Below are 20,771 nucleotides of genomic sequence, written 5' to 3' on the forward strand. Positions count from 1 at the left end.
CCTACGCCCGGAACAGGTGCCGGCGGATCGCCGCCACGTTGCCGAAGATACGCACACCCAGCACAACCACCACACCGGTGGACAACTGCCCGCCCACACCCAGCTGGTCACCCAGATACACGATCAGACCAGCGACCAGCACGTTCGAAATGAACGACACCACGAACTGCTTGTCGTCGAAGATGCGGTCCAACCGGGCCCGCACCCCACCGAACACCGCGTCCAACGCGGCCACCACCGCGATCGGCAGGTACGGCTGCAACGCCGCCGGCACCGTGGGATCAAGCCACACGCCCAGCACCACACCGGCGAGCAACGCCAGCACCGCGATCATCGGCCACCTCCGGAGGGGCTAACAGTCGTCGCCGGACCGGACGACCCGGGACTGCCGGACCGGACACCCGACGCGGAAGGGCTCGGACTGACCGACGGCTTGGCGTAGCGTAGCTGCGGCTCCGGAGCCGCCGGCAGGGTGAGGTCATCCGACTCCCGAACACCGAACGACAACCCGGTCCCCTGCGCCACCTTCCGCATCAGCGCCGCGTTCCGACTGTCCTCGAACTTGCGCCGCATCGAATCCGGCCCGATCGCCGACACCTCGTACGGCCCGGTCACCGGCCGGAAATCCACCAGCATGGCCTCACCCGCCGACCGGATCGTCGACGTCGACGTCAACCGCTGCCCGTTGATGGCGATCGCCTCCGCGCCGGCACTCCACAACGCGTTCGCCACCCCCTGCAGGTCGCTGTAGAGCACCCGCGGCGGCCCGGCACCCGCACCGGTCACCGCGTCCGCCTTGTCCGGCGCGTCCGCCAACCGCACCACCACACCATCACCGCGCACCCGACCCAGCCCGGTGCTCGCCTCCAGGTTGCGCAACCGGGCGGCGGCCGACCCGCTCAACGCCGCGTCCCGCTGCCGACTGACCTCCTCGCGCAGCTGATCCGCCCGCGTGGACAACCGGTCGGTCTGGCTCTCCCGTTCCTTGATCTGCGTCACCAGACCCGAACGGGCCTGGCTCCGCCCCGGCTCGTCCGCCATCGTCTGCCGGTATGCGACCGCGAACAGGAAACCGAGCATCACCACCACGACCAGGCTCACCGACCGCGCCGGCCAGGCCCGCCATCCTCGCGCCGCAGCGGACTGCGCCGAGCTCCGACGGGCGGCGGCCGCGTCCGCGTACCCCGGGTCCAACGGGTTGCGAAACAGTTCGGTGAGGAAATCCGGCGCGTACACCCGGTCCTGGCCGGGTTTGCCCAGCCGCGGCGCGCTCACGCCGCCGCTCCCGGGCCGCGCACCGCGCGCACCAGCCGGGCCGCCTGCACGACGTACATCCCGCCGGCCACCCAGTAGAGCACCAGACCCCACCAGGCCAGCGCCCAACCGATGGCGCTCGCCGCGGTCGCCACGTCGGTCGCCGCGGTGGCCAACAGCAGCACCGGGAACGCCGCGAGCAGCAGGAACGTGGCGGTCTTGCCGACGTAGTGCACCGGCGGCGGCCCGTACCCGTGGCGACGCAGCACCGCCAGCGAACCGAGCAGGAGCACCTCACGGGCCAGCAGCGCCGCGGTGAACTGCCACGGCACCACCTCCCGCGCGGTGAACGCGACCAGGGTGGCGAGGATGTAGAGGCGGTCGGCGAGTGGGTCGAGCAGTTCGCCCAGGCGGCTCACCTGACGCAGCCGGCGGGCGATCCAGCCGTCGACCCAGTCGGTGGTGCCGCCGATGGCCAGGACGACGACCGCGGCCACGTCGGCCCGCGCCACCAGGAAGAGGTAGAGGAACAGCGGCACGCCCAGCAGCCGCCCGAAGCTGATCAGGTTGGGCACTGTGAGCACCTGGTTGCCGGGAGCCTCGTCACCGGTGTCCCGCGGGTGCTCTGCCCGAGCCGGCCGACGCGACACCGATCCTCCTCCACGGCACGCGGGCCCCCGCCGACGCCGGGCGCGGCTGAGGGTCGTCCGTGCTGTCGGGCCGACCACCGCCGGCTCTCCCCGATGGCCCCGCGTGGGGCCCGTTCCTCTGCTGCGGCCCGCGGTCATCGAGATCGCGGGCCGGGTAGATGCGCTGCCACTATATCGGGCCTCCTCTCGCCGGCCGGGTGCCGCCGCCGGGCTGTCGGTGCGGCTGTGCCGCACTATGGCGTGGATCACCACGCCTAAAGCGTCCTAGGATACTAGTGAAGAACGGGGCGACGCTCAGGCCGTCTGCACCGCGGAGTCGCTCTGCTGCTCGGGCACCGAGTTCGCCGCCCGCGCGAACCCGACCAGCGCCAACAACAGCTCGTGCTGCATCCGCGTCGGCATCCGGTCCAACACCGCCTGCACCGCACGCTGGCGCCGCTCGGCCAACTCCCGCAGCAGGGTCAGCGCGGCGGCGGTCGGCACCAACCGCACCTCCCGCCGGTCGCGCGGATCGGCCACCCGGCGCAACAGGCCGGTCGCTTCCAGCCGGTCGCACAGGCGGCTCGCCGATGACGGCACCACGTCCAGCAACTCCGCCAACCCGTTGACGTTGGTCTCCGGTCGACCGCAGATCAGCGTGAGCACCCGCAGCTGGGTGGGCGGCACCTGATGCCGCGCCGCAGCCGAGTCCAGCACAGCGATCAGCGTTCCGGCAGCCGCGTCGATCGCCGCGGCGAGATCCGCAGGTCGCTCCACCTGATGTCCCCTGCCGTCGTCGCGCTGGTGCCCGCCCGACAACGCGGCCGCGACTCTCACCCCGTGCCCTGTTCGCGTGGACCATGCCAGTCCAGACAGACCACGACGGCGTCGTCGCGCAGGTCGGAATCCGCGTGATAGGCGTGCAGTTCGCGCATCACCGTACCAACCGCCTCGGCCGGCGGCTGCAGCCGAGTGGCGCGCAACGAACGCGCCATCATCCGCTGCCCGTACGGCTCCTGCCCCGGCGGTTCGGCGGCCCACACCCCGTCGCTGACCACGAAGAGACGGTCGCCCGGCGCGAGTTGCACCTCCTGAAGCTCGTAGCGCGTCTCGGCGAACATGCCCAGCGGCAGCTGCTGATCCAGCTTCATCGGCTCGACCGTGGACCCGCGCATCCGCAGCAGATGGGGCGAACCCGCGTCGACCGCCCGCACCCGGCCGCAGCGAGTGTCCACCTCGAGCAGCAGGGTGGCCACGTACCGCGCACCCCGGTGCTGGTAGAAGACCGTGTCCGAGGCCAGCTCGGCCTGTTCCACCAGGCCGCCACCGGAGCGCCGCGCGTTGCGCATCGCGTTGACCGTGACGGCGGTCAACAGGGACGCGGCGAGCCCGGTGCCCTCACCGTTGAGCACCGTCACGGTGAGACGGTCGCCGTCCAGCGACCAGTCGAAGTGGTCACCGCCCACCGTGTACGCCGGTTCGAGCTGACCGGCCAGATCGAACGCGTGGTGCGCGACACCGCGACCGGGCAGCAGATCCCACTGCATCTCGGCGGCCATCGTCAGTCGCTCCCGCCGACGGGCCCGCCGGTAACGGTCGGTCTCCCGGTCCGCCGCGCGCATCGCCACCGCCAGGGCGTCGGCGATGTCCGTGGCCTGACCGGTCACCGCCGGATTCGGCACGGCCGGCAGCTCGATCAGCAGCACGCCCAGCCGCTCCCCCCACACCGTCAACGGCAGGTAGAGCCGGCACGGGCCCTCGCCGTCGCGGACCGGCTGCTGGCTGCTGAAACAGCGCTGCGCGACGGTGTGGCATTCCAGGAACCCGGCCGCCGGCAGGTCCGGGTCCAGCACCGGCCAGAGGCCGCTGATCCGGTAGTCGGCGACGAAGACGTCGGTGCGCAGCGCGCCCATCGCCGACCGGATCGCCCGGTCCGCCGCCTCGGCCAACTGGTCGGGCGGGGCCTCGCGCAACGCGCGCGACACCACGTCCGGCGCGTCTACCATCGTCGTCCTCCCCAGAAGCTTGCTATAGGGCAAGCATCATACGGACGCCCTCGGATGGCGGATCGGCGCGGTCAGTCAGTCGCGCGGGTCGCGAGCACACCGTGGAACGCGTCGGGCACCCGGGCCGGCGGGCCCGCCGCCCGCCACTGGGCGACCGGGACGATCCCGTCCGCCGTCGGCGCCCACCGACCGAGCAGGGGCGCGAACGCCGCCGGCGGGCGCATCCGAAACTGCGGGCCCATCATGGCCAGCGCCTCCGGGTGGCCCGCGAGCTCCTCGGTGTCGAAGTCCACCGCCAGCAGGCTGCCCGGCGCCGCGGCAGCGTACAACTCGTCGAGGGTGCGGGTCAGCGTGGCGTCGTCGAGGAACGCCGCCAGGCCGAGGAAGACCACCCCGACCGGCCGCCGACCCCACCCCGGCACGAAGCGGTGCAGCTGCGCCGGATCGATGGTGCCGATGTCCGTCGCGTCGCCGAAGCCGTAGCCGGCCCGGTCGCTGCCGGCGAGGATGCTCTGTCCCAACCGGATGGTGACCGGATCGACGTCGGTGTAGAGCACCGTCGCGTCGGTGGCGACCTCGTGCACGTTACCCATCGTCGGCACCCCGGCGCCGAACACCAGGAAACCGTCCACGCCCTGGCCGGCCATCGCCCGCACCGCCCGGCCCAGGAACGCCCGCAGCTCCCGGAACACCGGCGCGCACGGCCCGTACGCCCGCTCGAACGCGTGAGCGGCGGCCACGTCCACCGGGAAGTGATGCTGCCCGCCGAGCCAGAAGTCGATCATGCGAGCGGTGCTCGGCTGGTCTGGTTCACCCATCGGCGACGCTCCCTCCCCGGCCGGTCCTCGTCAGCGTACCGACCGGGGAGCGCTCAGCGGTATCGCGGCGCGAAGGCGTCCGGGCCCGCGATACTGGCCGCGGGCGGAGGTGGGCGGTGAACTCGGCGAACAATGCGGCGGTGGTGGTCGGCGTCGACGGCTCGGAGTCGGCGCTGCGTGCCGTCCGCCTCGCCGCCACCGAGGCGGCACGGCAGCACCGACCACTGCGGGTCGTGCACGGCTTCATCTGGCCGCTGCTGCACGTGCCGGTCTCCCCCGCCCCGGACGCGCCACCCGGCGGTGGACTGCGCCACCGGGCCGAGGAACTCGTCGAGGCCGCGGTGAACGAGGCCGAGGCCACCGTGCCCGGCCTGTCGATCTCCGGCGAGATCATCGATGGGGAGGCCGCCGCGGTGCTGGTGGGCGAGTCCCCCACCGCCGCGCTCATCGTGCTCGGCGACCGCGGGCTCGGTGGGTTCTCCGCGCTGGTGGTCGGTTCGGTCGCGGTGCAGGTCGCCGCGTACGCCGACTGCCCGGTGCTGGTCGCCCGCGGCACGCAACGACCCGACCAGCCGGTGCTGGTGGCTGTCGACGGTTCGGACGCCTCCCGGCGGGCGGCGGACGTCGCCGCCGAGACGGCCGTGTCGCTCGGCGTGCCGCTGGTGGCGGTGCACGCCTACCGGTACCCCGGCAGCAGCGGACCGGGCGACATGCAACCCCTGGTGTACGACGAGGCGAAGCTGCACCGCGAGCAGGAGCGGATGCTCGCCGGGTGGCTGACCGGCCTCACCGAGGACCATCGGGGTCTGCGGTTGACGTGCCAGGCGACACGTGGTCGACCCGGCACCGTGCTCGCCGAGGCGTCCCGCTCCGCCCAACTGGCGGTGGTCGGCGGGCGCGGGCGCGGCGAGGTGACCGGGTTGCTGCTGGGGTCGGTGAGCCAGTCGATGCTGCACCACGCGCAGTGCCCGGTCATGGTGGTCCGCGCCCCCCACTAGCCCGCCGGGGTTCGTCCGCCGCCAGGCGGGTAGACGGCCGCGGTACGCCCAGCGGACGGTGGGCAGCACCAGGTGCCCAGACCGACGAAGGAGGCACAGATGCCAGGACCACGGCCGGGTAGTAACGCGTACGACAAGCAGCGGGCACGGTTGCGCAACGCGATCGACGACTCCGGACGCCGAGTGCCCGACGGCAAGGCCAACCAGGTCGCCAACCGGATCCTGCAGGAGGATCGCGGCCAACGCGGCGTGGTACGCGGTGACCGCGCGTACGGCCCGAAGAGCGAGCGCGAACCGGGCGACCCGAAGTGAGCAGGGTCGACGTGGCCGACGGCGCCATCGCGGGCGCCGTCGGCAGCACCGCGCTGAACGTGGTCAGCTATCTCGACATGGCACTGCGGGGACGGCCCGAGAGCGACGTCCCGCAGGAGACCGTCGACCGGCTGGCCGGGATCGCGCACGTGGACCTGGGCAACGGGGCCCGGGCGGCCAACCGCCGCTCGGGCCTCGGGCCGCTCATCGGTTACGCCCTGGGGGTCGCCGCGGGCGTCGGGTTCGCGTTCTACGCCGGTGGTCGGCGTCAGCCGTTGCCGGTGGCCACCGGGCTGCTCGGCGCCGGCGTCATGACCATGACCGACGGGTCGATCACGGTGCTCGGGATCAGCGACCCGCGCACCTGGCGGCGCTCCGACTGGATCTCCGACATCATTCCGCACCTCGCGTACGGGCTGGCGGCCGCCGCCACCTGGAACAGGTTGCGGCGGCCGCCAGGTCGCGGTCGCTGACCGGGTCAGCGGGTGTCGCTGTCGTCCTCGGCCACCGGCTCACCGGCCGGGCCGTACGGCGACACCTGCCCCTTGGGCACCGGTCGACCCTGGTCGCCACGCGACGTACCACGGTTGGCCGGATGCCCGCCCGGGGCCGGGCCCTTGTTGTCCTGGCTGGTCGCGCCCAGTGCGTTGCGGCGCAACTCCTGCTGCTGCGGGTTCGTCACGGGGTGTCTCCCTCCGGTACGGCAGGCGGCATCGACCGCCTCCACCGCCGGCATACCCGCCCGCCGCTGTGGCATTCCGAGCGCGGTCACCGGTACGACGGCTAGCGCGCCCCCAAGTGGGTACCCGACGGGTGTGGGCAATGATCGAACGGTGGTGCGGGTCCTGCTCGACCGGCGTGGCCGCACGTACGCCGAGGAGGCCGGCATCCGGCTCGCCGACCGGCCCGGCCCGCTCTACCAGCTGTTGGTGCTGACCACGCTGCTGAGCACCCGGATCCGGGCGTGTGTGGCGGTGGACGCCGCCCGGGAGCTGTTCGCCGCCGGTTACCGCACCCCACAGGCGATGGAGGCGGCCAGTTGGCAGGAGCGCGTCGACGCGCTGGGGCGGGGCCACTACCGCCGCTACGACGAGCGGACCGCCACCATGCTCGGCACCGGCGCCCGGCTGTGTCTGGACCGCTGGCACGGTGACCTGCGACGGCTGCACCGGGAAGCCCAGGGTGATCCCGCCGGGCTGCGTCGGCGACTCACCGAGTTCCCCGGCATCGGCCCCACCGGGGCGGACATCTACCTGCGCGAGGCACAGTCGGTCTGGTCGGACGTGCGCCCGTACGCCGACCGTCGGGCCCTGGCCGGGGCGAAGCGGCTGGGTCTGCCGGGGTCCCCGGACCGGCTCGCCGGTCTCGTCGCCGAACCGGACTTCGGGCGGCTCGCCTCAGCGTTGGTGCGGGTGGCGCTGGGTGAGGAGTCCGCCGGTGAGGTCACCCGCGTCGCCGCCCGGTGAGGCGCTCACTTGACCGTCTTGTCCCCCGGGCGGGTCAGGTGCCACACCAGCAACGCGGCGAGCAACGCCAGGACCACCACCCCGCCGGAGATGCCCCGGCCCTCCTCCGGACTGCGCCCGGCGCTGCCGAAGTAGATCACCGCGAGACCGGCCAGCACCGTGACGAACGTCCGCAAACCTCGGTCCTTCACGTCTGGCACCGTAAGCGGACCACTGTCGCCGCTTTGTCGATTTGGCCTTTTTGTCATTCTTTTGAGTGATGCTCAGCGCTCGGTGACGAACCCGCAGAGCCGCACCCGGCGTACCGCCCGGTCGGCGACCTCCACCACCTGCAGGGTCAGCCCGGGCAGCCGCACCGTCTCACCCGGGGAGTCCGGCAGGTGCCGCAGCCGGGCCAGCACCAGACCGGCGACGGTCGTGTAGTCCCGGGACAACGGGAAGCTCAGCCGCACCCCCAGATCCGGCAGGTCGTGCAGCGGAAAGTCACCGGGCACCAGCAGAGACCCGTCCGGTTCCCGGACCACCCCCCGCACGTCACGGTCGGTCTCGTCGTACAACTCGCCGACCACCTCGGCCAGCAGGTCCTCCATGGTGACCATGCCGTCGATGCCCCCGTGCTCGTCGACGACCAGGGCCAGTTGCTGATGTTCCTGCCGCAGCTGACGCATCGCGTCGGCGACCGGCAGGGTCACCGGCAGCAGCAGTGGCGCGCGGACCCGCTCGCCCACCGGCGCGGTGCCGGCCCGCACCAGGTCACGGATGTGCACCACCCCGAGCACCTCGTCGAGGCCGCCGGGGCCGGTGACGGGTGCGCGGGACCGTCCGGCGGCGGCCAGCCGTCGGACCCCCTCGTCGGCGGCCAGGCTCGCCGGCAGCGTGGTGACCTCCCGCCGTGCCACCAGGATCTCGCGCAGCGTCCGGCCGGCGATGTCGAACGCGCCGGTCAGGATCTCCCGCTGCTGGGCCGACAGGCCGCGCTGGCTGGCCAGCACCTCCCGCAGCTCCTCCTCGGTCATCTCCTCCCGATTGGCCCTCGGATCGCCACCGGCGAGCCGCACGACCGCGTCGGTGGCCCGGCTGAGCAACCACACCGCCGGCCGGGACACCCGGGCGAGCAGGTCCAGCGGACCGGCACTCAGCAACGCCCACCGCTCGGCCCGCTGCATGGCCAGCCGCTTCGGCGCCAACTCGCCCAGCACCAGCGTGACGAACGTCAGCGCCACGGTCACCAGCAGCACCGCGGCGGGACGCGCCGCCCCGCCGAGGAAACCCAACGGGCCGACCAGCGGACCGGCCAACGACACCGCGGCCGCCGCCGACGCGAGGAACCCGGCCAGGGTGATCCCGAGCTGAATCGTGGCCAGGTAGCGGTTGGGGTCGCGGGACAACCGCACCAACCGGTCCCCGGCCCGGCTGCGCCGACCCAGCCGGCGCAACTGCCCCTCGCGCAGGGTCACCAACGCCATCTCACTGCCGGAGAGCGCGGCGTTGACGAGCACCAGCACGGCCACCAACGCCAACTGCCCGAGCTGACCGCCCATCGCGTACCCCCGTCCGCCGCCTGAGGTCACTCAACCGCAAGGGACCGCGGCGCGGGCCCGGTTCGCCACCGGCGCCCGGCTCAGTCGACCTCCAGGTCGTCCAGCGAGATGGCGTGGGTCATCAGCCACCGGGCCAGCGCCGACATCCCGAACAGCCACAGCGGCACCGACTCGGTGGGGCCGTTGGTGGCGTAGATGGCAAAGCGCAGGTCCGGAGCGCGGTACGCCTCGATCCGCCACCGGTGCTGCCGGTCCCGCCAGACCGCCGAAGGGTCCATGGCGTCACCGTAGGTGACCACCGCCGACCTCGGGGTCGGTTGGCCGGCACCGCCGGCTCAGCCCGGCACCACCGTCGTTCCGAACACGATCCGGGCGACGGACACCAGCAGGCTGATCCCGACTCCGGCGAGGATCAACCAGCCGAAGCCACGCCACCCCGAGCCCCGGCCGGGCACCGGCGCCGGCGGTGGCCTCCACACCTCCCGGTAGGTCCACGCCAGCACACCCACCCCGAACGGCAGGAGCCCCACCCAGAACCAGAACCACCTCGTGCCGGCCAGCGGCGGCGCGCCGACGATCAGCCGGCCCAGCCACAGCAGAGTCAGCACACCGGCGAGCAGACCCGCCATGGTCGCAATCCGGGACGGAACGTCGCCGCCGGCGTGCCACGGATCGGCGACGGCGGCGAGCCGCGCATCCAGCCCGGTCCGCGCCAGCCGGTCCGACCCCGCCGAGTACGGCTGCGGGTCGGGCGGTTGGACCGAGGCGTACCGGGTCTGACCGCTGGGCACCGTCCACGTGATCATCCAACCCTGCTCGGCGGGCCGCAGATCAGGTTGGCTGCCCCAGTAGGGGTCGTCGTCGTCCCAGCCGTTCGCCCGCTGATAGGTCACCACCCGGCCCGCCGCGAGATCCCGGTCGAGCTGGGCTTCGGTCGACTCGCGGGGCTCGACCCACCACGCCAGAGCGGCCCACAGCACCCACAGCACCGGCAGCGCCCAACGCAGCGCCACCGAGACGACGCGCCACCGACCACCGCACGACCGGGACGGGGACACCTCGACCATCAGCCCACCGTCGCATCTCGGCGCAACCGGGTCAGCACCGGATCGGTCGCGGCGCTCAGCGGTCGGGGTGATCCTGGTCCGTCGGCACGATGGCTCGCCGGACGCAGTCGCGAAGCAGCGCACGACGGCGGGAGTGCACGTCGTCGGGTTCCTGGCCGCTGGCGGCGTAGACGTTGCTCACCGGCGACCAGGCCATCGACATCGCGATGACCAGGGCCATGATGTCGAACGGGTCACCACCGCGGATCCGGCCGGCGGCCTGGGCCTCGGCGATCGCCGTGAGCTTGCGATCGTCGTAGTGCTGGTGGGTCTCGACGAGGTGTCCTGCGGGCCGGCGTTCCAGCCGCGTCCAGGTCGCGAGCCGGATGAGGTCGGGGCGGCGCAGGTATTCGTCGTAGAGGCGGACGGCCCAGTCCGCGAGATCGTCGGCGTCGATGGGCACGACGTTGGTGATGCGTTCCAGCGAGCTGAGGAAGATCGCGTCGAAGAGTCGTTCCTTGTCCCCGAAGTAGGCGTAGAGCTGCGCCTTGTTGGTGCGGGCCGCCGTCACGATGCGGTCGACGCGGGCCCCGGCGATGCCGTGTTGGGCGAACTCCTCGGTGGCGGCGTCCAGGATGCGCTGGTAGGTCGCGGCACCTCGCGAGGTCAGGGGCTGCTCCGGCATGGCCCCACAGTAGCAAAACAGAACAGTTGGTTTGCTTCGGCTCGCGGCCCGACCTAAGCTCCAACAGACCGAACAGTCTGTTTAGAAAAGAGTCGATCATGCGAAGGACCACCGGATGGCGAGCAACCGGCCCGACGGAACTGCGGCGTACCCCGATCGAGCGCCGTGACCTACGTCCGGACGACATCGCGGTGCGCGTCGACTACTGCGGGGTCTGCCACAGCGACCTGCACGCCCTGCGCGACCACGACCAGCACGCCGACGCCGCACTGGTGCCGGGGCACGAATTCACCGGCGTGGTGATTGACACCGGCCCCGAGGTGACCCGCTTCTCGATCGGCCAGAGCGTCGCGGTGGGCAACATCGTCGACTCCTGCGGCGCCTGCGCCATGTGCGCGGCCGGACAGGAGAACTTCTGCCACTCCTTCCCGACCCTGACCTACGGCGGCACGGACCGGCAGGACGGGTCGACGACGCTGGGTGGCTTCTCCCGCGAATACGTCGTGCGGGACACCTTCGCCTACCCACTCCCCGCCGGCCTCCACCTGGCCGCAGCCGCCCCGCTGCTGTGCGCCGGCGTCACCGTGTGGGAACCCCTGCGCTCCCACAACGTCGGCCCAGGCACCCGCGTCGCCGTGGCCGGGCTCGGCGGCCTGGGCCACCTCGCGGTCAAGATGGCCGTGGCACTCGGCGCCACCACGACCGTGATCAGCCGCACCCTGGACAAGCGGGACGACGCCCGTCGGCTCGGCGCACACGACCTCGTCGACTCCACCGATCCCCAGCAGATGGCTGCCGCCCGCGACACCTTCGACCTCGTCATCGACACCATCTCCGCACCGCACGACCTCGCGCCGTACCTGCGGCTGGTGGCGATGGACGGCACCCTGAGCCTGCTCGGATACCTGGGACCGGTGACCGTCGAGACCACCGACCTGCTCATCGGCCGCAAGAGGCTCAGCTCCGCCGGGAGCGGAGGCCGCCGCTCGACGGCTGAGATGCTCCAGTTCTGCGCCGACAACGGCGTCACCGCCGACATCGAGATCCTCCCGTCGGCGCAGGTGGGCACGGCACTCGACCGCCTGCGGCGAAACGACGTCCGCTACCGCTTCGTGCTGGACATGTCCGACCTCGACTGACGGTGGTCGGCGCGCCGCTCAGGTGACGACGATCCGGGCGTCGTCGGGCAGCCGGCGGGTCGCGCCCCGCCGGTCCAGCAACTCCAGCAGGGGCACCGCCACCCGGCGGGTGGTGTCCAACGCCTGCCGCGCCGCGGAGAGGGTGAACGGCTGCGGCAGCCCGGCCAGCACCCGCACCGCGTCGTCGAGCACGTCGGGCAGCAACACCACGTTGTCGGCCAACCGCAGCAGGGCGCCGGCGCGCACCGCGGCACCGATCTCCCGGGGACCCAGACCGAGGTCGACGAGGCGATCGGCTTCGGGGGCGCGGAACGGCCGGTCGCCGTACTCGGCGCGGACCCGCTGCACGGCCCGGGCCACCGGTTCGGGCAGCGCGTCGGTGCTCGACGCCCCGACCCGGCCGGAGTGGATCCGCAGCGGCGGCCGGACCAGCGCCTCGACCAGCGCCCGGTCGGGCAGGGCGAGACGCTGCCGCAACGCGTCCACCGGCATCCCGGGCTCCAACGGGTGCTCGCGCGCGTGGCGGGCGAGCTCCTCGGTCAGCCGCTCGGCGAGCACCCGCCAGTACGCGGGGTCGGCCAACCAGTCACCGGCCACCGGCTGGGCGAACTCCGGCCGGTCCCGACCCGACACGGTGGGCACCGGCACGCCCATCCGGACCAACGCGCCGGCCCGGACCAGCCGGCGGCGGCGCAGCTCCCCCGCCAGGTCGGGTCGACCGTCCAGCTCGGCGAGGACCTGGGCACGGGCGGCCGCCGCGCCGCGTCGAGCCAACGGTGGGGGTGCCACGTCCAACACCCACACCCCGCCGCTGACGTGGTGGCGACCCGGGTCCCGCAGCAGCGCCCGGTCGCCCACCAGCAACGGCAACGGTCGGGCCAGCCGCAGCCGGACGGTGTCCGGGCCGAGCGGGCGCACCCGTACCGGCACCGCCGCCGACCCGACATGCAGGGTGAGGGTGGCCGGCAGGTCGGCGGCCGGGTCGCCGGCGAGCCGGACGTCGACCAGGTCGGTGTGGTGAAACCGGCCCGGGGTGAGCAGCGCGTCGCCCCGACCGAGCCGGTCGCGGGGCGTACCGCGCAGGTTGACCGCGACCCGGGCGACCGCCGCCGCCTCCGGTCGGGGCTCGCCCAGCGAGTGCAGGCCACGGACCCGGACCGGTTCGTCGGCGCCGGCCAGCTCCAGTTCGTCGCCCACTCGCAGTCGACCGGTGCCGAGGGTGCCGGTGACGACGGTGCCGCTGCCCCGCACGGTGAAGCTGCGGTCCACCCAGAGCCGGACCGGATCGTCCAGCACCGGCGCGGGCAGGTCGGCGGCGAGCCGGTCCAGGGCGGCCCGCAATTCCGGCAGGCCCGCGCCGGTCAGGCCACTGACCGCCACCGCCGGCACCGCGCCGAGGCTGGTCGCGGCGATCTCGGCGCGCGCGCGGGCCATCGCCGGCCCCGGGTCGGCCAGGTCCGCGCGGGTCACCGCCAGCAGGCCGTACGCGACACCGAGCGCGTCGAGGGCGGCCAGGTGCTCGGCGGACTGCGGCATCCACCCCTCGTCGGCGGCCACCACGATCAGCGCCGCCGGGACCGGGCCGACCCCGGCGAGCATGTTCGGCACGAACCGTTCGTGCCCGGGTACGTCGACGAACGCGACGGTGCCGCCGGACGGCAGTGTCGTCCAGGCGAAACCCAGGTCGATGGTCATCCCCCGGCGGCGTTCCTCCGCCCACCGGTCGGGTTCCATCCCGGTCAACGCCCGCACGAGCGTCGATTTGCCGTGGTCGACGTGCCCGGCGGTCGCGACGACGAACACTGTCAGTCGTCCCCGGGTACGCGCAGCACCGCCTGGCGGACGGCCTCGTCGGCGTCGGCGGGCACACAGCGCAGGTCGAGCAGGAGCCGGCCGCGTACCACCCGGCCGAGGACCGGCGGCTCTCCGGTGCGCAGCGGCGCCGCGTACCGCTCGGGCAGGCTCAACGCCCACGAGTCCAGCTCCACCCCGGGGGCGCCGCCCCCGCCGACCACCGCGACGGCCGGCACCACCTCCGCCTTGCGGCCGTCCGCGCCGAGGCGGTCGCGCAGCCGCTCCACCCGTTCGCGCAGCACACCCGGGTCGGCGTGCAGCGCCGCCCGGGTCGGGGTGCCCGGTTGGTGCAGGGTGGCGGCCAGCGCGGCCAGGGTGAGCTTGTCCACCCGCAGCGCCCGGGCCAGCGGGTGGCGACGCAGCCGGTCGATCAGCTCGGCGTCACCCAGCAGCAGCCCCGCCTGCGGCCCACCGAGCAGCTTGTCGCCGCTGGCGGTGACCAGTGCGGCGCCCGCGCGCAGGGTGCTGGCCGCGTCCGGTTCGTCGGGCAGCAGCGGGTCCGCGCCGAGCAGCCCGGAGCCGATGTCGGCCACCACCGGCACCCCGAGTGTGGCCAGTTGCCGCACCCCGACGGCGGAGGTGAAGCCGGTGACCCGGAAGTTCGACGGGTGCACCTTGAGCACGAAGCCGGTCTGCGGGCCGAGGGCGGCGGCGTAGTCCGCGACCGTGGTGCGGTTGGTGGTGCCCACCTCGCGCAGCCGCGCACCGGTGCTCTCCAGCAGGTCAGGCAGGCGGAAACCGTCGCCGATCTCGACCAGCTCACCCCGGCTGACCACGATCTCCCGGCCGGCGGCCAACGCGGTGGCGGCCAGCACCAGCGCGGCGGCGCCGTTGTTGACCACGTGCACGGCGCCGGCGTCGGGCACGGCGGCGGCCAGCGCGTCGAGCGCGCCCCGGCCGCGACGGGCCCTCCGACCGGTGGCCAGGTCCAACTCGACGTCGGTGTGCCCGGCGGCGGCCACCACCGCGGCGACGGCGGCGGGCGACAACGGGGCCCGGCCCAGGTTGGTGTGCAGCACGACGCCGGTGGCGTTGAGCACCACCCGGGGGCCGGGAGTGGGCAACGCGACGACCGCGGCGTCGCGTACCTCGTCGGGGTGGAGCTCGCCGCGACGGGCGCGGTCCTGCGCGCGGGAGACGATCGCCTTGACCTGCTCCCGGCCGAGGGTCACCGTGGCGGCGGCCAGCACCGGGTCGGCCAGCAGCGTGTCCGTACGGGGCACCCGGCGTCGCGGGTCCACCGGGCCGTCGCCCATCACGTCATCTCCTGCAAGCGGTGTGGCGGAGACGGACGGGAATCGAACCCGCCTGGCCCGGGTCCCGGACCACTCCGGTTTTGAAGACCGGGAGGGGCACCAGCCGCCTGAACGCCTCCACCGGACATTCGATCACACCGCGGGCGGGGCCGCCCGATCAGATGGAAGATCCATGCCGCTTCGCCGCGCTTCGACCCGTTCGCGTTGCGGAACCACCGTGTACCGGGGGTCACGGGCCGAGGCGACGCCGCCGTAGAAGATCCCGAACCGGGTCAGCACCGACGCGGCCAGCAGCGCGGTCCCGGAGAGCGCACCGACCACCCGGCTGCGCCGGCCCAGCAGCGCGCCGGCCACCCCACCGGCGGTCAGCAGCCGCCCCGCGCGTAGCAACCGACCCGGCCGGCCCAACCGGTAGGGCTCGCTGAGCAGGCCCAGACGGGTCTCCACCCGGTGCGCGCCGTACAGCTCCAGGGCCGCGCCGGCCACCGCCATCCGGCGGGCCGGCCCGGCCTGGGCCGGCGGCGCGGCGAGCAGACCCACGCCGGCGCCGCTGGCCAACGCGCTGCCCGCGAAGATCACCGGCAGCTCGGGGTACGCCTCATGCCACGACGGCACCGCCGTGTCGGCCAGCAACACCCCGGTGTACGTGGCCAGCGCGGGCGCGGTGCCGGCGGCGAGCAGCCCGGCGGCGTGCCCGACCGGCGGCAGCACCCGACCGGCCAGCCCGAGCAGACCGTGCCGGGGCAGCACACCGGCCGCCTCGGCGATCGCGGCGACGCCCGCCGCCGGCCCGTACGCGGTGAGGATCCAGGTGCCCATCGACATCGGCGAGGTCGGCTTGGCCACCCGCAGCATGTGGTGGAACCGCGCCGGCCGGCCCAGATCCCTGACCAGGAAGACGGCGCTGGCGCTGACGGCGGCCAACGCGGTGACCCGGCCGGCGCGCCGCAACGCGGGCCGCCTGGTGAGCTGCCCGCCCGCGGCGAGCAACGATGAGCCGGCGGCCAACCCGCCGGTGAACAGGTACGCGGCGATGTCCCACTTCCAGACCGGCGGCTTCAGGACGGGCCGACCGTAGTAGGAGGTGAACTCGGCCTCCGGCACCCGCAGTTCCTCGCCGCCACCGCGCCGCCCGCCGCGCCGACGGTTGGCGTCTCGCCGGACCGTCAGGTCGCCCCCGGGGGCGCTCACCGAGGGTTGGTTGCTGTGCTCGTCGGCGAGCCGCTCCCGGAAGCGGCGGAACCGGTCGCCGACCGGGCCCGGTGGCGTCATGAAGAACCTCCGACGAACGCGGCGACGGTCGCCGCCGCCATGGCGAGCGCGGCGAGGCCGGCGCGTTTCCACATCTTCGGTAGGTCGCGGGTGGTCACCACCGGGTCCGGTGGCAGCCCGTACACCTCGGGCTCGTCCAGCAGCAGGAAGAACGCCCCGTCCCCACCCACACCGTCGTTCGGGTCGTGCCCGTACAGTCGCGCCTCGGGCACCCCCCGCTCGTGCAGCGTCTCGACCCGGGCGGCGGCGCGTTCGCGCAACTCATCCAGTTCCCCGTACTGGATCGACTCGGTCGGACACGCCTGCGCACACGCCGGCGTCATGCCCGCACCCAACCGGTCGTAGCACAACGTGCACTTCCACGCCCGACCGTCGTCCTTACGCTGGTCAATCACCCCGTACGGGCAGGCGGAGATGCAGTAACCGCAGCCGTTGCAGATGTCCTCCTGCACCACCACCGTCCCGAACTCCGTCCGGAACAACGAACCCGTCGGACACACATCCAGACACGCCGCATGCGTGCAGTGCTTACAGACATCCGACATCATCAACCACCGGAAATCCGTCCGACCCTCCGCACCCGAACCCCGCCCCGGCGGCTGCGCACCCGGCATCCCGAGGAACTGCGGACCGGCGCCACCCCCGCTCCCGGCGATCGGATCGGCCGGGCCGGCGCCCATCGGGGCACCCAGCACGTCCACCGGCCCGCCCGCGGCCATCCCGGCGGCCGCCGACGGCGCACCGGTCGGCACGCCCGGGTCAGTGCCGGTGCGCCCACCGGTGCGGGCCGCCACGACCGCCGACGCCGCGCTGGCCGAACCCTCGGTCGGCGTTCCCACGAACGGCGGCGCGCGATGCCCGGCCGGCCGGGGTTGCTCGATGAACGCGACGTGGCGCCACGAGTTCGCGGTCAGAGCGCCGGTGTTGTCGTACGACATACCCAGCAGATCCAGGCCACTCTCCGGCACACCGTTCCACTCCTTGCAGGCCACCTCACACGCCTTGCAACCGATACAGACGCTGGTATCGGTGAAAAACCCCATCCGCGGCGGCGCGTCCTCGTAGCCCGCGTCCGGTGCGGGGTCCAGCGGCCCGTACAGGCTGTTCGGGTCAGGAAGCACCGTGCTCCTTCCCCTCATCGTCAGTGGTCACGGCCGGGGCGTGCTGGCCCGGGTTGATCCCGGCACGCCGCTGGTAGTCGGCCACCAGGTCGAGCAACGCCGGCCCGGTGGGACGCCGGCCCGGCCGCACGTCGCAGGTGCCCACCTTGCTCTCCTGAATCAGCACGTTCGGATCCAGGCTGATCCCGAACAGGTCGTTGGCCGAGTCGCCGGTCACCAAACCCTCAAAACCGAAGTGGTACGGCAACCACACCTGGTGGATGACCCGACCGTCCACCCGCAGCGGAGTCAGCCGGTCGGTCACCAGCACCTTCGCCTCGATCACCGCGCGACCACTGACCAGGTGCGCCCAGCCCAGATGCGCCAACCCGACCTCGCCGGCCAGTTCCGGGGACACCTCGACGAACATCTCCGGTTGCAACTCGGCCAACGGTGACACGGTCCGGCTCATCGCACCGGCGGTGTGGTGCTCGGTGAGCCGGCTGACAGTGAACACGTACGGGAACACCTGACTGTGCTCCTGCGGCGGACTCGGGTTCACCGAGTTCACCGGATGCGCGTACATCTTGCGGGTCGGATTGGCCTGCTGGCCGTAGAGCGGGTTACGCACCGGCGACTCCACCGGCTCGTAGTGCGTCGGCAGCGGGCCGTCCAGGACGCCGCTGGGCGCGTACAGCCAGCCCTTGCCGTCGCCCTGCATGACGAACGGATCGTCGCCGGCGATGCCCTCCGTCCCCGACGCACCGGGAGGCGGCCGGTACGACGGTGGTTTGGTCTTCTCGAAGTCCGGCACGTCGTAACCGGTCCACTCGCCCTTGTCCGCGTCCCACCACACGTAGCGTTTGCGCTCACTCCATGGGTTGCCGTCCGGGTCGGCGGAGGCCCGGTTGTAGAGGATGCGCCGGTTCGCCGGCCAGGCCCAACCCCACTCGGCGGCGACCCAGTCCTGCTCGTGCCGGGACTTGCGGCGGGCGGCCTGGTTGACGCCGTCGGCGTACACCCCGGTGTAGATCCAGCAGCCGACGGCTGTGGAACCGTCGGCGCGGGCCTCCGCGAAGCTGGACAACGGCGCGCCGGTCGCCACGTCGTACCCGTTGATCTCGCGCAGCACCGCCTCGGCGCTCGGCTCCGCGTGCGGACCGTGCGTGGGATAGTCCCAGGTCAGGTCGAGCAGCGCCCGGTCGCGCGACAACGGCGACCCGGCCAACTTCTCGCGCAGTTTGCGGCCCAGGTGATAGAAGAACCACAGCTCGGAGCGGGCGTCGCCCGGCGGCTCGACGGCCTTCTCCCGCCACTGCAACAACCGCTGCGTCTGCGTGAACGTGCCCTCCTTCTCCACATGCGACGCCGCGGGCAGGAAGAACACCTCGGTACGGCACTCCTGCGGCACGATCTCCCCGGTGGCGACCTCGGGGCCGTTCTGCCAGAACGTCGCGCTCTCGATCATGAACAGGTCCCGGACCACCAGCCAGTCGAGGTTGGCCATGCCGAGGCGCTGCGCCCGACCGTGCGCCGACCCGACGGCCGGGTTCTGCCCGAGCAGGAAGTACCCCTTGATCTTCCCGTCGATCATGTTCAGCACCTGCTGGTAGGTGCCGTGATCACCGGTCATCCGCGGCATGTAGCCGTAACAGAAGTCGTTCTCCGGCGTCGCCGCGTCCCCCCAGTACGCCTTGAGCAGGCTCGCGGCGAACGACCGCGCGTTACCCCAGAACCCCTTCTGCCCCGGGTGGCGGATGCTGTCCACCCACTCGTCGAAGCTCGGGTGCTCGGCGTGGTGCGGCATCGGCAGGTAACCGGGCAGCAGGTTGAACAGTGTCGGGATGTCGGTGGAGCCCTGGATGCTCGCGTGCCCACGAAGCGCCATCACCCCGCCGCCCGGGCGACCCATGTTGCCCAGCAGGAGCTGGATGATCGCGCCGGTGCGGATGTACTGCACGCCCACGCTGTGCTGCGTCCACCCCACCGAGTAGACGAGCATGCCGGTGCGGTCCCGCCCGGAGTTCTGCGTCCACGCCCGCGCCAACTCCAGGAACTGCGCCTGGGAAATACCGCAGACCCGCTCCACCATCTCCGGCGTGTAGCGGGAGAAGTGTCGCTTCAGGATCTGGTAAACGCAGCGCGGATGCTGCAACGTCTCGTCGCGCCGCGTCTGCCCACCCACCTGCGCGCCGTGCGACTCGTGCGTCAACCCCGCGGCGCTGTCCCGCTCCTGGGCGGTGTGCCCACTGCCCGACGAGTCCTCGTGGCCCTCGTACTGCCAACTGTCCTGCACGTACGTGCCGGTCTCCGGGTCGAAACCGGAGAAGAAACCGTCGCCGTCCTCGGTATCGCTGAACTCCTCGCTGACGATCGTCGCCGCGTTGGTGTACGCCAGCACGTACTCCCGGAAGTCCAACTCGTTGTCCAGGATGTAACGCACCACCCCACCGAGCAACGCGATGTCCGTGCCCGCCCGGATCGGCAGGTACGCGTCCGCTACCGCGCTCGTCCGGGTGAACCGTGGGTCGACGTGGAAGACCTTCGCCCCTCGGCGCTTGGCCTCCATCACCCACTGGAAACCCACCGGGTGCGCCTCAGCCATGTTCGAACCCTGAATGACGATCACGTCAGCGTTGGCGATGTCCTGCTGAAAATCCGTCGCACCGCCACGACCGAAGCTGGCCCCCAGACCGGGGACGGTGGCGGAGTGTCAAATACGGGCCTGATTCTCGATCTGAAGCGCCCCCATCGCGGTGAACAACTTCTTGATCAGGTAGTTCTCCTCGTTGTCCAGCGTCGCCCCGCCCAGGCTGGAGATGCCCAGTGTCCGGTTGAGCGGCCGGCCCTGCGTGTCGACGTCCTCCCAGGTCTGCTCCCGGGCGGCGAGGATCCGATCGGCGATCATGTCGAGCGCCGTGTCGAGGTCCAGATCCTCCCACTGCGTCGAGTACGGGCGGCGGTAGCGCACCGTGGTCTGCCGCAGCGGGCTGGTCACCAGGCTCTTACTGGCCGAACCCTTCGGGCAGAGCCGACCCCGCGAGATCGGACTGTCCGGATCACCCTCGATCTGACTGACCTGCCCGTCCTTGACGAACACCCGCTGACCACACCCGACGGCGCAGTACGGGCAGACGGAACGGGCGACCGAATCGGCGGTGTCGGTGCGGGCGATGAGCGCGCGGGACCCGTCCGACTTCGCCGCCGCGCCCCGACCCAGCGGGTCCGTGCCGGTGAGCTGCCGGTACACCGGCCAACCCTCGATAAAGGTCCGCAGGCCCAACCCCGACACCCCCTCCCACGCGAGCGACCCTCTGAACATAGGTCAACCGAGACAGGTTCGCGAACCGGGGATACCGACAGCGCCGCCCCCGGCCGTTGGGCCGGGGGCGGCG

Annotated in this window: 22 protein-coding genes and 1 tRNA gene; 5 read left to right on the plus strand and 18 right to left on the minus strand. The window is 72.7% G+C overall.

What is annotated here, in order from left to right:
- Position 1 precedes the first annotated feature (1 nt).
- The 6 genes from KBX26_RS16985 to KBX26_RS17010 form a co-directional block, all read right to left on the minus strand.
- On the minus strand, positions 2 to 334 hold the full coding sequence (locus tag KBX26_RS16985) for a small basic family protein (protein ID WP_030327710.1): 333 nt from the start codon (positions 332 to 334) through the stop codon (positions 2 to 4).
- Positions 331 to 1,275 (minus strand): DUF881 domain-containing protein, encoded by a 945-nt coding sequence (locus KBX26_RS16990; RefSeq protein ID WP_030327711.1) that lies wholly within the window; start codon positions 1,273 to 1,275, stop codon positions 331 to 333. Before KBX26_RS16990 ends, KBX26_RS16985 begins: the two co-directional genes overlap by 4 nt.
- Entirely contained in the window at positions 1,272 to 1,904 is a 633-nt protein-coding gene (locus KBX26_RS16995) for a CDP-alcohol phosphatidyltransferase family protein (protein WP_030327712.1), read from the minus strand. The genes KBX26_RS16990 and KBX26_RS16995 overlap by 4 nt, the downstream gene beginning before the upstream one ends.
- Before the next feature lie 294 nt (positions 1,905 to 2,198).
- A complete protein-coding gene (locus tag KBX26_RS17000) occupies positions 2,199 to 2,660 on the minus strand; it encodes a MarR family winged helix-turn-helix transcriptional regulator (RefSeq protein WP_030327713.1) in 462 nt (153 codons plus the stop codon).
- A gap of 56 nt (positions 2,661 to 2,716) precedes the next feature.
- Complete coding sequence (locus KBX26_RS17005; protein ID WP_030327714.1) at positions 2,717 to 3,889, minus strand: PP2C family protein-serine/threonine phosphatase; 1,173 nt, start codon at positions 3,887 to 3,889, stop codon at positions 2,717 to 2,719.
- Positions 3,890 to 3,960: 71 nt separating this feature from the next.
- Complete coding sequence (locus tag KBX26_RS17010) at positions 3,961 to 4,707, minus strand: SAM-dependent methyltransferase (protein WP_210865848.1); 747 nt, start codon at positions 4,705 to 4,707, stop codon at positions 3,961 to 3,963.
- 116 nt (positions 4,708 to 4,823) lie between these two features.
- Between KBX26_RS17010 and KBX26_RS17015 the strand changes: the two genes are divergently transcribed.
- From KBX26_RS17015 to KBX26_RS17025, 3 genes are all read left to right on the plus strand, one after another.
- The gene (locus KBX26_RS17015; RefSeq protein ID WP_210865849.1) at positions 4,824 to 5,705 is read left to right on the plus strand and encodes a universal stress protein; all 882 of its coding nucleotides are present in this window, start codon (positions 4,824 to 4,826) and stop codon (positions 5,703 to 5,705) included.
- Between the two features lie 99 nt (positions 5,706 to 5,804).
- Positions 5,805 to 6,017, plus strand: coding sequence for a hypothetical protein (locus tag KBX26_RS17020; RefSeq protein WP_030327717.1), 213 nt, complete (start codon positions 5,805 to 5,807; stop codon positions 6,015 to 6,017).
- A complete protein-coding gene (locus KBX26_RS17025) occupies positions 6,014 to 6,490 on the plus strand; it encodes a hypothetical protein (RefSeq protein WP_030327718.1) in 477 nt (158 codons plus the stop codon). The genes KBX26_RS17020 and KBX26_RS17025 overlap by 4 nt, the downstream gene beginning before the upstream one ends.
- A gap of 5 nt (positions 6,491 to 6,495) precedes the next feature.
- On the opposite strand, the gene KBX26_RS17030 is transcribed toward KBX26_RS17025, so the two are convergent.
- Positions 6,496 to 6,699: a hypothetical protein gene (locus KBX26_RS17030; protein ID WP_124774060.1), complete on the minus strand. Its 204-nt coding sequence runs from the start codon at positions 6,697 to 6,699 to the stop codon at positions 6,496 to 6,498.
- A 133-nt stretch (positions 6,700 to 6,832) separates the two neighbouring features.
- Here KBX26_RS17030 and KBX26_RS17035 point away from each other — a divergent pair, with 133 nt between their 5' ends.
- Positions 6,833 to 7,483: a hypothetical protein gene (locus KBX26_RS17035; protein ID WP_030327720.1), complete on the plus strand. Its 651-nt coding sequence runs from the start codon at positions 6,833 to 6,835 to the stop codon at positions 7,481 to 7,483.
- A gap of 5 nt (positions 7,484 to 7,488) precedes the next feature.
- On the opposite strand, the gene KBX26_RS17040 is transcribed toward KBX26_RS17035, so the two are convergent.
- The 5 genes from KBX26_RS17040 to KBX26_RS17060 all read right to left on the minus strand — a co-directional run bounded on the left by KBX26_RS17040 (position 7,489) and on the right by KBX26_RS17060 (position 10,755).
- Positions 7,489 to 7,674 carry a hypothetical protein gene (locus KBX26_RS17040; protein WP_036410487.1) on the minus strand — a complete coding sequence of 62 codons (186 nt, stop codon included), beginning with the start codon at positions 7,672 to 7,674 and terminating at the stop codon, positions 7,489 to 7,491.
- Between the two features lie 72 nt (positions 7,675 to 7,746).
- Positions 7,747 to 9,024, minus strand: a complete 1,278-nt coding sequence (locus KBX26_RS17045) for a hemolysin family protein (RefSeq protein WP_210865850.1) — start codon at positions 9,022 to 9,024, stop codon at positions 7,747 to 7,749.
- A gap of 80 nt (positions 9,025 to 9,104) precedes the next feature.
- Positions 9,105 to 9,302 (minus strand): hypothetical protein, encoded by a 198-nt coding sequence (locus KBX26_RS17050; protein WP_030327722.1) that lies wholly within the window; start codon positions 9,300 to 9,302, stop codon positions 9,105 to 9,107.
- Between the two features lie 57 nt (positions 9,303 to 9,359).
- Positions 9,360 to 10,091: a hypothetical protein gene (locus KBX26_RS17055; RefSeq protein ID WP_210865851.1), complete on the minus strand. Its 732-nt coding sequence runs from the start codon at positions 10,089 to 10,091 to the stop codon at positions 9,360 to 9,362.
- Positions 10,092 to 10,146: 55 nt separating this feature from the next.
- Entirely contained in the window at positions 10,147 to 10,755 is a 609-nt protein-coding gene (locus tag KBX26_RS17060; protein WP_030327724.1) for a TetR/AcrR family transcriptional regulator, read from the minus strand.
- A gap of 98 nt (positions 10,756 to 10,853) precedes the next feature.
- On the opposite strand from KBX26_RS17060, the gene KBX26_RS17065 reads away from it, so the two are divergent.
- The gene (locus KBX26_RS17065; RefSeq protein ID WP_210865852.1) at positions 10,854 to 11,894 is read left to right on the plus strand and encodes an NAD(P)-dependent alcohol dehydrogenase; all 1,041 of its coding nucleotides are present in this window, start codon (positions 10,854 to 10,856) and stop codon (positions 11,892 to 11,894) included.
- Between the two features lie 18 nt (positions 11,895 to 11,912).
- Here the strand turns inward: KBX26_RS17065 and selB are convergent, their stop codons facing one another.
- The 6 genes from selB to fdh form a co-directional block, all read right to left on the minus strand.
- Entirely contained in the window at positions 11,913 to 13,697 is a 1,785-nt protein-coding gene (gene selB / locus KBX26_RS17070; protein ID WP_210865853.1) for a selenocysteine-specific translation elongation factor, read from the minus strand.
- A 2-nt stretch (positions 13,698 to 13,699) separates the two neighbouring features.
- Complete coding sequence (gene selA, locus KBX26_RS17075; RefSeq protein ID WP_030327727.1) at positions 13,700 to 15,004, minus strand: L-seryl-tRNA(Sec) selenium transferase; 1,305 nt, start codon at positions 15,002 to 15,004, stop codon at positions 13,700 to 13,702.
- 23 nt (positions 15,005 to 15,027) lie between these two features.
- Positions 15,028 to 15,123 (minus strand) — tRNA-Sec (locus KBX26_RS17080).
- 13 nt (positions 15,124 to 15,136) lie between these two features.
- Positions 15,137 to 16,276, minus strand: coding sequence for an NrfD/PsrC family molybdoenzyme membrane anchor subunit (gene nrfD / locus KBX26_RS17085; RefSeq protein ID WP_210857802.1), 1,140 nt, complete (start codon positions 16,274 to 16,276; stop codon positions 15,137 to 15,139).
- A complete protein-coding gene (locus KBX26_RS17090; RefSeq protein ID WP_307857833.1) occupies positions 16,273 to 17,397 on the minus strand; it encodes a 4Fe-4S dicluster domain-containing protein in 1,125 nt (374 codons plus the stop codon). Before KBX26_RS17090 ends, nrfD begins: the two co-directional genes overlap by 4 nt.
- On the minus strand, positions 17,387 to 20,659 hold the full coding sequence (gene fdh, locus KBX26_RS17095; RefSeq protein WP_210865897.1) for a formate dehydrogenase: 3,273 nt from the start codon (positions 20,657 to 20,659) through the stop codon (positions 17,387 to 17,389). Before fdh ends, KBX26_RS17090 begins: the two co-directional genes overlap by 11 nt.
- Between the last annotated feature and the right edge of the window lie 112 nt (positions 20,660 to 20,771).

Source organism: Micromonospora sp. C97, assembly GCF_018070385.1.
Lineage (GTDB): Bacteria > Actinomycetota > Actinomycetes > Mycobacteriales > Micromonosporaceae > Micromonospora > Micromonospora parva.

Excerpts from the sequence above, each read along its gene's own strand:
- KBX26_RS16985 (WP_030327710.1), bottom strand. The coding sequence starts at position 334 with ATGATCGCGGTGCTGGCGTTGCTCGCCGGTGTGGTGCTGGGCGTGTGG.
- KBX26_RS17005 (WP_030327714.1), bottom strand. The coding sequence starts at position 3,889 with ATGGTAGACGCGCCGGACGTGGTGTCGCGCGCGTTGCGCGAGGCCCCG.
- KBX26_RS17010 (WP_210865848.1), bottom strand. The coding sequence starts at position 4,707 with ATGGGTGAACCAGACCAGCCGAGCACCGCTCGCATGATCGACTTCTGG.
- KBX26_RS17020 (WP_030327717.1), top strand. The coding sequence starts at position 5,805 with ATGCCAGGACCACGGCCGGGTAGTAACGCGTACGACAAGCAGCGGGCA.
- KBX26_RS17045 (WP_210865850.1), bottom strand. The coding sequence starts at position 9,024 with ATGGGCGGTCAGCTCGGGCAGTTGGCGTTGGTGGCCGTGCTGGTGCTC.
- KBX26_RS17050 (WP_030327722.1), bottom strand. The coding sequence starts at position 9,302 with ATGGACCCTTCGGCGGTCTGGCGGGACCGGCAGCACCGGTGGCGGATC.
- KBX26_RS17055 (WP_210865851.1), bottom strand. The coding sequence starts at position 10,091 with ATGGTCGAGGTGTCCCCGTCCCGGTCGTGCGGTGGTCGGTGGCGCGTC.
- KBX26_RS17060 (WP_030327724.1), bottom strand. The coding sequence starts at position 10,755 with ATGCCGGAGCAGCCCCTGACCTCGCGAGGTGCCGCGACCTACCAGCGC.
- KBX26_RS17065 (WP_210865852.1), top strand. The coding sequence starts at position 10,854 with ATGCGAAGGACCACCGGATGGCGAGCAACCGGCCCGACGGAACTGCGG.
- selA (WP_030327727.1), bottom strand. The coding sequence starts at position 15,004 with ATGGGCGACGGCCCGGTGGACCCGCGACGCCGGGTGCCCCGTACGGAC.
- nrfD (WP_210857802.1), bottom strand. The coding sequence starts at position 16,276 with ATGACGCCACCGGGCCCGGTCGGCGACCGGTTCCGCCGCTTCCGGGAG.